Origin of the sequence: Oscillibacter sp. CAG:155 (genome assembly GCA_000436875.1) — a bacterium.
Taxonomy (GTDB): domain Bacteria; phylum Bacillota; class Clostridia; order Oscillospirales; family Oscillospiraceae; genus Oscillibacter.
This window is the reverse complement of the sequence record FR890943.1, coordinates 21,601-34,758: the sequence shown is the minus strand read 5'-3', so window position 1 is coordinate 34,758 and position 13,158 is coordinate 21,601. Positions and strand designations below refer to the sequence as shown.

The window sequence follows — 13,158 nt, the reverse complement described above, 5'->3', positions numbered from 1 at the left end:
TCGGTCCTTGGCTCGATGCCGCCGGTGTCCACCAGAATGAACTGCCGGCCGTTCCAGTCCGTCTCCCCGTAAATCCGGTCCCGGGTCACGCCCGGGGTGTCCTCCACAATGGAAAGCCGCTTGCCGATCAGCTTATTAAACAGCATGGACTTGCCCACGTTGGGCCGGCCCACGATGGCAATGATGGGTTTCATCGGCGCTCACTTCCTTTCTCTCTTTCAGCCCCTCAAAGGGGGGAATCATCTCAAACTGCCGCCGCTTCCAACCGGCAGGCGGCCGGAAAACCGCGCCCGCCGCAAAAGCGGCATCTCAGGCAGCGGTGCGCAGGACCGAAGCCCTCCGCGTTCAGGCTTATTATACCCGCCTGTATACAGGATAGCAAGGCAAAAAGTAAGGAGGGAAGATCGTCTCTTCCCTCCTGAAGCATGCATGTTCCTTATTTCGCGGCAACGGACTTGACGACCTTGACCGTGCGGCCATTGTAAGTACCGCACTCCTGGCACATTCTGTGAGGCAGGTGCAGCGCACCGCATTTCGGGCATGCGACGAGACCGGGAGCCTCCAGCTTCCAGTGAGAGCTGCGGCGCTTGTCGCGTCTTGCTTTGGATACTTTTCCCTTAGGTACTGCCATTGTGACACCTCCTTGATTTCAAAGGCGCGGGAAGTCAGGCCCGTCCTTATTTGTCCTTATTTGTTCTCCAAAAGCTTGGCCAGGACGGCCAGGCGCGGATCTGCTTCCTTTTTGCAGGAGCAGGGGCCGAGGTTCAGGTCGGCGCCGCACCGGGGGCACAATCCCTTACAATCTTCCGAACACAGAGTTTTGGTGTCCATCCCGAGGATGAACGCGGTGCGGGCCAGATCGCCCACATCCACTTTGCCGTCTTCCAGCAAAACGATCTCATCACTGTCCCCGTTTTCCAGCGTCTGGGCCAGCAGACAGCTGTACGTGACCTCCTTGTCCTGGGCAAACGCCTTGCCGCAGCGGTCGCACACGGCGTCCAGCGTGGTCCGGGCCGTCAGCTCCAGTTCCAGAACGTCGGCGGTGTTCCGCACGCATCCCTCCACCTCAATGGGGTGGCTGGCGGGAAAGCGTCCCGAGAACTCCACATCGGAGAGATCCAAGGTAAACTGGAAGTCCAGCTGCTTTCCGGGGGTATAAAGGATCGGTTTTACATCAAAAAGCATACACTACCTCGCAACGACACGAGTAGTATTATAATAGATGCACTCGCTCTTGTCAAACAGTTTTTTCAATTTTTTTACTTCTTTTTTCTCCGGGGCGCTCACGGGTCCTCCCGCTCATCCTTGGGGGGCTGCAGCGGGATGCCCATGATGGCATAGCGGAAGCCGCTTTTGATCTCGGCGTAAGTGGCGGCCTGATAGGCGTCCCGGGGCCAGCGGGCGGCCCAGCGGTCCCGCAGCACCTGGGCAAAGCGGGCACACAGCGGCTCCTCCAGTTCCAGCAGCATCGGGGTGAGGAAGCTGACCATCATCTGCTTTTCATTGACCCGCACGGCGCTGCGGTTCCAGAAGCGCTGGCTCCGCCAGCCCTGCTCCAGCCCTGCCAGCACGGCGTCCGCCAGGGCATCCAGGGCCGCATCCTCCCCCGCCGTCTCCCGGACCGCCGCCGTATAGGCCGGCGAAAAGCGCTCCGTATAGTCCCGGAAGGCCGCCGGATAGCCCCGGCGGGTGAAGCGGTCCAAATAGATGGGCGCGGCCTGTACAGCGGCACACAGTGTCTCGATGTCCATCAGTGCTCCTCCTCTTCCCCTTCGGCGTCCGCAGGCTCGCCGTCCGCCTCCGGGGCGGCCTCTTCCAGGCTTCGGCGGCGCTCCTCCTTGGCCCGGCGGTCGTTGCGCCACTCCCGCCAGATCATGGCGATGCCGCAGACCATGAACACCACCGCACCGACGATGCTCACTCCCACCATCTCCGTGGTGCCGTCATGGACCCGCATCAGCATGTCCGCGGCCAGATAGAGAAGGTAGCAGCCGCCCATCACCCAGATCCAGTTTGCCCCGGCAGGCGGTTTTTTTTCATGTTCCTGATTCATATCTGAGCCTCCGCTCCTGAAAAATTCCTCCCGCCGCTTTACATTCCCCCCGCAAACAGGTATGATAAGGGCACTTCCATCACACCATACGGAGGATCGCCATGCGGGAATTCACCATCGGAAAAAACGACGCCGGACAGCGGCTGGACCGCTTTGTCGCCAAAAATCTGCCGCTGCTGCCCCCTGCCCTGCTGCAGAAATATATCCGCCTCAAGCGCATCAAAGTCAACGGCAAGGGCTCCAAACGGGACGTTCGGCTCAATACCGGCGATATTCTTCAATTATATATCAACGACGAGTTCTTTGACAAGCCCTCGGAGGAAAACATGTTCCTGACGGTGTTCCAGCCCAGGCTGAACATCGTCTACGAGGATGAGAATCTGCTGCTGGTGGATAAGCGCCCCGGCATGGTGGTCCACGCCGACGAGACGGAGAAGGTCAATACCCTCATCAACCACATCCAAGCCTATCTCTACCAGAAGCGGGAGTGGAACCCCCGGTGGGAAAACGCCTTTGCCCCGGCCCTGTGCAACCGCATCGACCGCAACACCGGCGGCATCGTCATTGCCGCCAAAAACGCCGAGACGCTGCGCATCCTCAACGAGAAGATCCGGGACCATGAGATTGAAAAATCCTACCTCTGCATTACCGTGGGCCGCCCCAATCCCCCCCAGGGGAAGATCGAGGGCTTTCTTTTGAAGGACGAGGCCAAAAAGCAGGTCTCCTTCCACCGCCGCCCCGTCCCCGGCGGCAAGACCGCCGTGACGCTCTATAAGACCCTGGAGACCCGGGGGCCTCTGTCTTTGGTAGAGTGCCGCCTGCTGACGGGCCGGACCCATCAGATCCGGGTGTCCATGGCCCAGATCGGCTGTCCTCTGCTGGGAGACGGCAAATACGGCAACGGCGCCGTCAACCGCTCCTACCACGAGACCCGTCAGGCGCTCTACTCCTACAAGCTGGCTTTCACCTTCCCCACGGATGCAGGAATCCTCAGCTATCTCCGGGGCCGGGAATTCACCGTGGAAGCCGTCCCCTTCCGGGAGAAATATTTTCCCATACATTTATAAAGTATTTTACCTTGATTGCTTGACTTTTCCCAGTGGTTCCGATATAGTTCATAATGCTGAATTTCGACGAGAAAGGTTCCCCCTCAACAGAGAAAAGAGGCTTTCATTGATTTAAAAACACAGGAAATGGGGGAGGATACATGTCCAAAGAGCTGATTCGTCTGCGGGACATCCATATGTCCTTTGACGACGAAGTGGTACTCAACGATCTAAATCTCTATATCAATGATAAGGAATTCCTCACACTGCTTGGCCCCAGTGGGTGCGGCAAAACCACCACGCTGCGGATCATCGGCGGCTTCACGACGCCCACGTCGGGAGACGTTTTGTTCGACGGTGTGAGGATTAATGACGTTCCGCCCTATAAACGGCAGATCAACACCGTCTTTCAGAAATACGCCCTGTTCCCCCACCTAAATGTCTTTGAAAACGTGGCCTTCGGCCTGCGGCTCAAGAAGGTGCCGGAGTCGGAGATTCAGGAGCGGGTCATGGAAATGCTGGAGGTGGTGAGCCTCAAGGGCTTTGAAAACCGCAAGCCCGACGCCCTTTCCGGCGGCCAGCAGCAGCGGGTGGCCATCGCCCGGGCCCTGGTGAACCGGCCCAAGGTGCTGCTTTTGGATGAGCCCCTGGGCGCACTGGATCTGAAGCTGCGCAAGGACATGCAGCTGGAGCTCAAGAAGATCCAGCAGCAGGTGGGCATCACCTTTATCTATGTCACCCACGACCAGGAGGAGGCCCTGACCATGTCCGACACCATTGTGGTCATGGATAAGGGCTCCATCCAGCAGATCGGCACTCCCGAGGACATCTACAACGAACCGAAAAACGCCTTCGTGGCGGACTTCATCGGCGAGTCCAACATCATCGACGGCGTCATGGTGCGGGACAAGGTGGTGAAGATGTACGGCCGGGAGTTTTCCTGCCTGGACGGCGGCTTTGCCGAAAATGAGCCGGTGGATGTGGTCATCCGCCCCGAGGACATCGACATCGTCCCTGTGGAGCAGGGCCAGCTGGTGGGTACGGTCACCTCCGTCACCTTCAAGGGCATGCAGTACGACATCATCGTGGACTTCCGGGGCTTCAAGTGGCTGATCCAGACCACGGACCACTCCCCCGTGGGCGCCCGTATCGGCGTGAAGATCGACCCCGATGGGTTCCACATCATGAAAAAGAGCAAGTACTCCGGCATGTTCGGCGACTACAGCTCTTACAGTGAAGAATACGACGAGCTTTCCGACGTGGAAGCCCTGGACGAGGAAGAGGCCCTGGAGGACCGGGAGGAAGGCTATGAAGAGTAAGGGCATCGCCATCCCCTATGTGGTGTGGATGGCCATCTTTGTGGTGGCGCCTCTGATCCTGGTGGTGGTCTACGCCATCACCAACCGGGACGGAAGCCTCACGGCGGAGAACTTCGCCTCCATGACCCAGTACGCCTCGGTGTTCGGCCGGTCCTTCCTGCTGGCCTTTGTGGCCACCGTGGTGTGCATCCTGCTGGGCTATCCCATGGCCTACTTCCTGGCACGGGAGCGGGGCCGTCTGCGGCAGATGGCCACCATGCTCATCATGCTGCCCATGTGGATGAATTTCTTGCTGCGCACCTACTCCTGGGTGTTTCTTCTGGAGCGCAACGGCTTTTTCAATACCCTGCTGGAGACCGTGGGCCTTCCGAAGCTGGACATCATCGACACCCAGGCCGCCGTGGTGCTGGGCATGGTATATAACTTCCTGCCCTTCATGGTGCTGCCCATCTTCTCCGTCATCGAGAAGATGGACCACCGCCTCATCGAGGCGGCCCAGGACCTGGGGGCCAACTCCGCCCAGGTGTTCCGGCGGGTGATCTTCCCGCTGTCCCTGCCCGGCGTGCTCTCCGGCGTCACCATGGTGTTCATCCCGTCGGTGTCCACCTTCGTCATCTCCCGTCTTCTGGGCGGCGGCAAGAGCCTCCTTTTGGGCGACCTCATTGAGATGCAGTTCCTGGGCTCCGCTTACAACCCCCACCTGGGCTCCGCCATCTCCCTGGTGATGATGGTCATCGTCCTGGTGTGCATGGGGGTCATGAACCGCTTCGGCGAGGGAGAAGGAGAGGCGGTGGTCCTGTGAAAAAGAACGGTATCCTCTCCAGGTTCTTCCTGGTTTTGATGTTTCTCTTCCTCTACGCCCCCATCTTCGTGCTGATCGTCTTTTCGTTCAACGACTCCAAGTCCAACGCGGTGTGGGGCGGCTTCACCCTGGACTGGTACGCCCAGCTTCTGGAAAACCGGACGGTGCTGGACGCTCTGCAGACCACCCTGCTGGTCTCCATCCTGGCGACACTCATCGCCACCGTGGCGGGTACCGCCGCGGCCATCGGCTTTTCCTCCATGCGCCGCCGGGCCCGCACCGCGTGCCTCACGGTGAACAACATCCCCCTGACCAACGCGGATATCATCACCGGCGTGTCCATGATGCTGCTCTTCGTCTTTGCCGGTCAGGTCCTGGCGGACCTCTCCTCCTGGCTCAACGGCCTGCAGTGGGTGGAGGACGCCAATTTGTGGTTTGATTTTGAGTTCAATCTGGGCTTTGTGACGCTGCTCATCGCCCACATCACCTTTGACATCCCCTATGTGATCCTCTCCGTGCTGCCCAAGATCCGCCAGCTGGACCCCAACCTGGCGGAGGCGGCACTGGACCTGGGCGCCACGCCCATGACGGCCTTCCGCAAGGTGGTGCTGCCGGAACTGATGCCCGGCATCATCAACGGCGCCCTCATCGCCTTCACCATGTCCATCGACGACTTCGTCATCAGCTACTTCACCGCCGGCAGCCAGGTCTCCACCCTTTCCATGGTGGTCTACTCCATGGTGCGCCGCCGGGTGAGCCCCGAGATCAACGCCCTCTCCACGCTGATGTTCGTAGCGGTGCTGGCTCTGCTCATCATCATCAATCTGCGCCAGGCCCGTCAGGAAGCCGCCCGGGCCCGGGACCGCCGCACTGCCGGCCGGTCCTGATTTCCGGTTGCCCGGTCCCCTGCGGGACCTGGTGATACAGACGGCGTCTGCCCCTGCGCGGCCGCCAGCTTCAAAACCGAAAGGAGACAAAGAAAGAAATTGAAAAAGACTCTGGCACTCATCTTGGGCCTGACCCTGACGGCCGGGCTGCTGTCCGGATGCGTCAGCACCCGGGAGACCGATTCCACCGATGCCGACGGCTCCGGCGCGGAGACCACCGGCGGTGTGGTCAACGTGTACAACTGGGGCGAGTATATTGACGAGTCCGTCCTCACCGACTTTGAAAAAGCCACCGGCATCAAGGTCAACTACCAGATGTACGACAGCAACGAGACCATGTACTCCAAGGTCGCCGGCGGCGGCGCGGAGTATGACGTGGTGATCCCCTCCGACTATATGATCGCCCGTATGATCGAGGAGGACATGCTGGAGCCCCTGAACTTCGATAATATCCCCAACTTCGCCGACATCGACCCCAACCTTCTCAACCCCGCCTACGACCCGGAGAACCTGTACTCCGTGCCCTACATGTGGGGCCTTCTGGGCGTCATCTACAACAAGACCATGGTGGATGAAGAAGATCTCGGCAGCTGGGATCTGATGTGGAACGAGAAGTACGCCGACGACATCCTGATGTTCGACAATTCCCGGGACGCCATCGGCATCGGCCTCAAGCGCCTGGGCTACTCCTACAACACCACCGACGAGACCCAGATCAAGGAGGCCGTGGATCTGCTCATTGAGCAAAAGCCCCTGGTGCAGGCCTACGTCATGGACGAGGTGTTCGGCAAGATGGAAGGCGGCAACGCCGCTGTGGGCACCTACTACTACGGCGACTATCTGACCATGGCGGAAAACAACCCCGACCTGGGCTTCTATATCCCCGAGGAGGGCACCAACACCTATGTGGATGCCATGTGCATCCTCAAGGGCGCCAAGAACAAGGCCAACGCCGAGGCCTTCATCAACTACATGTGCTCCACTGAGGCGGGCCTCAAGAACTGTGAGGAGATCTGGTACTCTACTCCCCTCATGAGCGTCCGGGAGGAGCTGGACCCCGAGATTGCCAATGATCCCTACGCCTATCCCGACGAGGAGATCATGGCCAAGTGTGAGAGCTACGCCGGCCTGCCCCAGAACATTCTGGACCTGTACGATAGCGAGTGGACCCGGCTCAAGTCCGCCACCTGATTTTCCAAAGCCCTGATGCGGGAGGGATTCGCCGCGATTCCGGCGAACCCCTCCCTTTTTTGAAGGAGGTTAATTGTATGATCGTCATCGGAACCAAATGCCAGCTGGAAGAGACCGTCACGCAGGAGCTGACCGCCGCCTATGTGGGCTCCGGCGCCCTGCCGGTGTTCGGCACGCCCTACATGTCCGCCCTGATGGAAAACGCGGCGCAGACCTGCCTGCAGTCCTTCCTGGAGGAGGGCCAGGGCAGCGTGGGCACCCACATCGCCATCTCCCATGACGCCCCCACCCCCGTGGGCATGAAGGTCTGGGCGGAGGCCGAGATCACCGCCGTGTCCGAAAACGGCAAGATGGTGGATTTCGCCGTCAAGGCCTGGGACGAAAAGGGGCCCATCGGCTCCGGCACCCACACCCGGGCCATCATCAAAAACGAGAAGTTCCTCGCCAAGTGCAACGCCAAGCTGGAGGGCTGAGCCTTTCCTCACGGTGCCGCAGGCTGTTCGCCTGCGGCGCCGTTTCGTATACAAATCCGCCGGAAGGCTGCCGTTTTTTGGTCTCTCCGCCAGTTGACGGCATCTTTTTTGCAATGCTATAATGTAGTGATTTAGCACATAAAACTGCTAACGTCTACTGTGTCAGGAGGGAAACTATGTTACTGCAAATCATCACGGCGATCTCCGACTTCCTCTGGGGAACGCCCATGACCGTGGCTCTGGTGGGCACGGGGCTGTACCTGGGAATCCGCTTCGGGTTCCGCTACAACTTCCGCAAGGTGGGCTTCAACTTCCGCAACACCTTCGGCAAGATGTTCCAGAAGGGCGAGGGCACCGGTACCGTCTCCGGCTTTGCCGCCGCCTGCACCGCCATGGCCAACACCATCGGCGTGGGCAACATCGGCGGCGTGGCCACCGCCATCGTCTCCGGCGGCCCCGGCGCCGTGTTCTGGATGTGGGTGTCCGGCCTTCTGGGCATGTCCACCAAAGCCTGCGAGATCATCCTGGGCCAGCGCTACCGGGTCAAGTACAGCGAGTCCATGGACGAGTACATGTGCGACCGCTCCTTCGTGATGAAAAACGCCCTGGGCTGGAAGAAGGGCGCCGTGGTGCTGTCGGTGGCCTGTTTCGTGCTGGGCCCCTGGACCTGCTGCGTGCAGACGGAGTCCGTCACCAGCTCTTTGCAGGAGGGCTTCGGCATCGACCCGCTGATCTCCGTGATCGTGCTGGGCGTCACCTGCTTTTTGACCATCGCCGGCGGCCTCAAGCGCATCTCCTCCATCATGGAGAAGGTGGTACCCATCATGGCCCTCTTCTACATCCTGGGGGGCCTGGGCATCCTCATCATGAACTGGTCCATCGTTCCCTCCGCTTTCGGCCTCATCTTCAAGAGCGCCTTCACCCCCATGGCGGGCGTAGGCGGATTCGCCGGCGCCACTGTCCGGGACGCCATCCGCTACGGCATCGCCCGGGGCCTCTACTCCAACGACGCCGGCACCGGCTACGGCATCATCGCCCACGCCTCCGCCAAGACGGACCACCCCGTCCGTCAGGCCTCCTGGGGCTGGGGCGAGGTGTTTCTGGACACCATCGTGGTCTGCTCTGTGACGGCGCTCTCCCTGATCCTCACCAACGCCTACATCGACTACCCCGACGTGGACAGCGCCCAGCTGACCACCGTGGCCTTCAAGGTGGCCTACGGCAAATTCGGCGGCTGGTTTATGGCCATCGCCATCGCCATCTTCGCCTGGACCACCATCATCGGCATGTATTACAGCTGTGAGAAGTCCGTCAACTACGCCTTCGGCGACACCAAGGCCAACCGCCGGGCCACCTGGGTGTACATGGTCTACTACATGCTCCCCTGTGTCCTCTTCTACAACATCGAGGCGGACACCCTCTGGGCCATGACGGACCTGCTCTCCGCCATTTATGTCATCATCACGCTTCTTTTCATCTACTCCAAGCAGCGGGAGATCTTCCGCTTGTTCCACGACTTCTGGGACCGCTTTGTCCCTGCCCAGGAGCGGGGTGAGAACCCGGAGCCCGTGGTCTACGGCACGGTGGATGAAAAGGCGAAAGGAGAATTCTAAATGCGCGTCACTTTGGAAGAGACCCTTGCAAAAACGAACATCATGGTCATTGACGGCTCCATGTCCACCGCACTGGAGGCCCTGGGCTGCGATCTCAACGACTCCCTCTGGACGGCCAAGATCCTGGCGGAGCAGCCGGACCTGGTCCGTCAGGTCCACCTGAACTACTTCCGGGCGGGGGCCGACTGCGGCATCACCGCCAGCTATCAGGCCACCATCCCCGGCCTCACTGCCAGGGGCTATTCCCTGAAGGAGGCGGAGGACTGCATCGCCCGATCCGTGGAGCTGTTCCTGGAGGCCCGGAAGAGCTGGTGGGCCCAGGAGGGCCGGGACAGCGGCCGCGCCATGCCGCTGTGCCTGGGGGCCGTTGGACCCTACGGGGCGTACCTTGCCGACGGGTCCGAGTACCGGGGCAACTACGGCGTCAGCGACGACGTCCTGCGGGACTTCCACCGCCGCCGGATGGAGATCCTCTGGGAAGCCGGGTCCGACCTGCTGCTGCTGGAGACCCAGCCCTCCCTCCACGAGGCCCTCATCGAGGCGGAGATCGCCGAGGAGCTGGGGGCCGACTACTGGATCAGCTTCTCCTGCCGGGACGGCAGCCACATCAACGAGGGGGACCGGATCTCCGACTGCGCCGCCGCTCTCGCCCAGAACCACCCCCACCTGCGGATGATCGGCGTCAACTGCACGCCGCCCCAGTTCGTGGAACACCTCATCGGGGAGCTGAAAGGTTCCACTTCCCTGCCCATTGCGGTCTATCCCAACAGCGGCGAGGAATACGACCCCGCCACCAAGACCTGGCACGGCAGCCGGGACGGCGTCACCTTCGGGGACTATGCCCACCGGTGGATGCGGGCAGGGGCCAAGGCCGTGGGCGGCTGCTGCCGCACGGTGGACTCCCACATCCGGGAAGTGACGAAAGCCCGGGAGATCTATTTGAAGCTGGGCCGGTAAGCCCCTTCCCTTTTCCGCACCGAATCAATCAAAATAAAGCCCGCCTGTCCGGCAAATACCGGACAGGCGGGCTTTTTCGATCCGTGTATTCAAAACAGCGTGATCTGGCTGGTCTCCGCCATACCGGCGAAGGCACCCAGGGCCTTGAGCTGCTCGATGTGGGTCTTGGAGAGCTTGTTGCAGCACATGGCAAACTCCTCGATGGAGATGAACTCCTTGCCCTTTCGCTTTTCCACCGTGTCGATGGCGGCAGCTTCGCCCAGGCCGTGGACGGAGGTAAAGGGCGGCAGCAGTCCGCCCTCGGTCACCTTGAACTTGGTGGCGTCGGAGTCGTAAATGCTGATGGTATCGAAGTGGAAGCCCCGGAGGTAGAACTCGTAGCACACCTCCAGCGTGGTGAGCAAGGACTGCTCCACGGCGGTGGCATCCTTGTTGTTCTCGATCTCCCGGATCTTCCGCTTCACCGCCTCCTTGCCGGCGCAGCAGTACTCCGCGTCGAAGGCCTTGGCCCGGACGGAGAAGAAGGTGGCGTAGAAGGCCAGGGGCTCGTGGACCTTGTACCAGGCGATGCGGAAGGCCATCATGACGTAGGCCACCGCGTGGGCCTTCGGGAAGAGGTAGCCGATCTTGGCCAGGGAGTCAATGTACCACTGGGGCACGTCGTGCTCCTCCATGGCCTCCACCCAGCCGTCGTCAAAGCCAGCCTTTTTCACTTTGCCCTTTCGGACCTTCTCCATGATCTTGAAGCTCATCTTCGGGTCCAATCCCTTGGAGATCAGGTAGAGCATGATGTCGTCACGGCACCCCACCGTCTCCAGAACCGTGGCCGTGCCGCTCATGATGAGGTCCTTGGCGTTGCCCAGCCACACATCGGTGCCGTGGGAGAAGCCGGACAGACGCAGCAGCGTGTTGAAATCCTTGGGCTGGGTGTCCACCAGCATCTGCCGGGTGAAGCGGGTGTTGAACTCCGGAATGGCCACGGCGCCGGTGGGACCCAGGATCTCGTCGTTCTCGTATCCCAGCACCTTGCTGGAGGTGAAAATGGACATGGTGTCCGGGTCGTCCAGGGGGATGTCGTGGGGGTCCACGCCGGTGAGGTCCTGCATCATGCGGACCATGGTGGGATCATCGTGTCCCAGCATGTCCAGCTTCAGAAGGTTTGCCTCCATGGAGTGGTATTCAAAGTGGGTGGTGATGGTGTCGGAACCATCGTCGTCCGCCGGGTGCTGGACCGGACAGAAGTCCTCCATGTCCAGATCGTCGGGGACCACCACCAGGCCGCCGGGGTGCTGGCCGGTGGTGCGGCGGGTACCCACGCAGCCCAGGGTGAGCCGGTTCTCCTCCGCCCGTCCGGCGGTGATGCCGTTTTCCTCCAGGTACTTCTTCACGAAGCCGTAGGCCGTCTTTTCCGCCAGGGTACCGATGGTGCCCGCCCGGAACACCTGGGTCTCACCGAACATCTCGATGGCATGGCGGTGGGCCTTGGCCTGGTACTCGCCGGAGAAGTTCAGGTCGATATCCGGCACCTTGCCGCCGCCGAAGCCCAGGAACGTCTCAAAGGGGATGTCGAAGCCGTCCTTGACGTACTTGGTACCGCACACGGGACACACCTTGTCCGGCATGTCCGCGCCGCAGCCGTAGGAGCCGTCCTGGATGAACTCGGAGTGCTTGCACTTGGGGCAGCGGTAGTGGGGCGGCAGGGAGTTGACCTCCGTGATGCCGGACATGTAGGCGACCAAGGAGGAGCCCACAGAGCCACGGGAGCCCACCAGGTAGCCGTTTTCCAAGCTGCGCTGCACCAACTTCTGGGCGGACATGTACACCACGTCGTACTTGCCCAGGATGCTGCTCAGCTCCACGTTCAGCCGGTCCACGATCAGCTGGGGCAGCTCGTCGCCGTAGAGCCGGTGGGCCTTCTCCCAGACCATCCGGTTCAAATCCTCCTTGGAGTTTGCAAGGCGGGGCGGGAACAGCTCCGCCGGCAGCAGCTCAAACTGCTCCACCTGGTCCGCCACCAGGCGGGTATTGGTCACCACCACCTCGTAGGCCTTCTCCTCCCCCAGGTAGGAAAACTCCTCCAGCATCTCATCGGTGGTCTTGAAGTAGATGGGCAGCGGGGCGTTGGCGTCTGGGAATTTTTTGGACGCCAGCAGGATGCGACGGTACGTTTCGTCCTCCGGTTCCAGGAAGTGGACGTCGCCGGTGGCGCACACCGGCTTGCCCAGCTCCTCGCCCAGGCGGACGATGGTGCGGTTGAAGTCCTTCAGCTCCTCCTCGGACTGCACGTCTCCGTTGCGCAGCATGAAGGCGTTGTTGCAAAGGGGCTGGATCTCCAGATAGTCGTAGAAGGAGGCGATACGCTTGAGCTCGTCCCAGTCCTTGTGATCTGTCACCGCCCGGAACAGCTCGCCTGCCTCACAGGCGGAGCCCACGATGATGCCCTCCCGGTGCTCCACCAGAAGGCTCTTGGGAATCGTCGGAACCCGCTTGAAATACTTGAGGTTGGAGGCGGAGATCATCTGATAGAGATTTTTGAGGCCCACCTTGTTCCGGGCGATCAGGATGATGTGCTTGGGGAAGCGGTTGGTCTTGCTGCCCAGGGGCCGGAGCTTCTCCATCTCCTTGTTCACCGCCTGGAGGGTGTGGATGCCCCGCTCGTGGAGCATCTTCCAGAAGGGGATGAGCATATAGCCCACGGTAGCGGCATCGTCGCTGGCCCGGTGGTGGTTGAACGCCGGCAGATCCAGGGCCTCCGCCACGATGTCCAGCTTGTATTTGTGCAGGTCCGGCAGCAAGTTCTGGGCCAGGATCAAAGAG

Annotated in this window: 14 protein-coding genes; 8 read left to right on the top strand and 6 right to left on the bottom strand. The window is 60.9% G+C overall.

The window, feature by feature from the left end; translation table 11 throughout:
* The 5 genes from QZL67_RS08760 to QZL67_RS08740 form a co-directional block, all read right to left on the bottom strand.
* Positions 1-194, bottom strand: a 194-nt coding sequence (locus QZL67_RS08760; RefSeq protein ID WP_292920171.1) for a GTPase, incomplete at its 3' end; no start/stop codon positions are given.
* 242 nt (positions 195-436) lie between these two features.
* The gene (rpmF, locus tag QZL67_RS08755; RefSeq protein WP_022290350.1) at positions 437-631 is read right to left on the bottom strand and encodes a 50S ribosomal protein L32; all 195 of its coding nucleotides are present in this window, start codon (positions 629-631) and stop codon (positions 437-439) included.
* 56 nt (positions 632-687) lie between these two features.
* Positions 688-1,185 carry a DUF177 domain-containing protein gene (locus QZL67_RS08750; protein WP_022290349.1) on the bottom strand — a complete coding sequence of 166 codons (498 nt, stop codon included), beginning with the start codon at positions 1,183-1,185 and terminating at the stop codon, positions 688-690.
* Positions 1,186-1,283: 98 nt separating this feature from the next.
* On the bottom strand, positions 1,284-1,751 hold the full coding sequence (locus tag QZL67_RS08745) for a hypothetical protein (RefSeq protein WP_022290348.1): 468 nt from the start codon (positions 1,749-1,751) through the stop codon (positions 1,284-1,286).
* The gene (locus QZL67_RS08740) at positions 1,751-2,053 is read right to left on the bottom strand and encodes a hypothetical protein (protein WP_022290347.1); all 303 of its coding nucleotides are present in this window, start codon (positions 2,051-2,053) and stop codon (positions 1,751-1,753) included. Before QZL67_RS08740 ends, QZL67_RS08745 begins: the two co-directional genes overlap by 1 nt.
* Positions 2,054-2,154: 101 nt before the next feature.
* Here QZL67_RS08740 and QZL67_RS08735 point away from each other — a divergent pair, with 101 nt between their 5' ends.
* The 8 genes from QZL67_RS08735 to mmuM all read left to right on the top strand — a co-directional run bounded on the left by QZL67_RS08735 (position 2,155) and on the right by mmuM (position 10,341).
* The gene (locus QZL67_RS08735) at positions 2,155-3,120 is read left to right on the top strand and encodes an RluA family pseudouridine synthase (RefSeq protein ID WP_022290346.1); all 966 of its coding nucleotides are present in this window, start codon (positions 2,155-2,157) and stop codon (positions 3,118-3,120) included.
* 140 nt (positions 3,121-3,260) lie between these two features.
* On the top strand, positions 3,261-4,418 hold the full coding sequence (gene potA / locus QZL67_RS08730) for a spermidine/putrescine ABC transporter ATP-binding protein (protein WP_022290345.1): 1,158 nt from the start codon (positions 3,261-3,263) through the stop codon (positions 4,416-4,418).
* Positions 4,408-5,220: an ABC transporter permease gene (locus QZL67_RS08725; protein WP_022290344.1), complete on the top strand. Its 813-nt coding sequence runs from the start codon at positions 4,408-4,410 to the stop codon at positions 5,218-5,220. Before potA ends, QZL67_RS08725 begins: the two co-directional genes overlap by 11 nt.
* A 38-nt stretch (positions 5,221-5,258) precedes the next feature.
* A complete protein-coding gene (locus QZL67_RS08720; protein ID WP_292920177.1) occupies positions 5,259-6,107 on the top strand; it encodes an ABC transporter permease subunit in 849 nt (282 codons plus the stop codon).
* Between the two features lie 99 nt (positions 6,108-6,206).
* On the top strand, positions 6,207-7,298 hold the full coding sequence (locus QZL67_RS08715; RefSeq protein WP_022290342.1) for a PotD/PotF family extracellular solute-binding protein: 1,092 nt from the start codon (positions 6,207-6,209) through the stop codon (positions 7,296-7,298).
* A 77-nt stretch (positions 7,299-7,375) separates the two neighbouring features.
* Positions 7,376-7,771, top strand: coding sequence for a thioesterase family protein (locus QZL67_RS08710; RefSeq protein WP_022290341.1), 396 nt, complete (start codon positions 7,376-7,378; stop codon positions 7,769-7,771).
* A gap of 176 nt (positions 7,772-7,947) precedes the next feature.
* On the top strand, positions 7,948-9,384 hold the full coding sequence (locus QZL67_RS08705) for a sodium:alanine symporter family protein (protein ID WP_022290340.1): 1,437 nt from the start codon (positions 7,948-7,950) through the stop codon (positions 9,382-9,384).
* Positions 9,385-10,341: a homocysteine S-methyltransferase gene (gene mmuM / locus QZL67_RS08700; RefSeq protein ID WP_022290339.1), complete on the top strand. Its 957-nt coding sequence runs from the start codon at positions 9,385-9,387 to the stop codon at positions 10,339-10,341.
* Positions 10,342-10,430: 89 nt separating this feature from the next.
* Here mmuM and QZL67_RS08695 read toward each other — a convergent pair.
* The coding region (locus QZL67_RS08695; protein WP_292920169.1) for a PolC-type DNA polymerase III at positions 10,431-13,158 on the bottom strand (2,728 nt) is incomplete at its 5' end.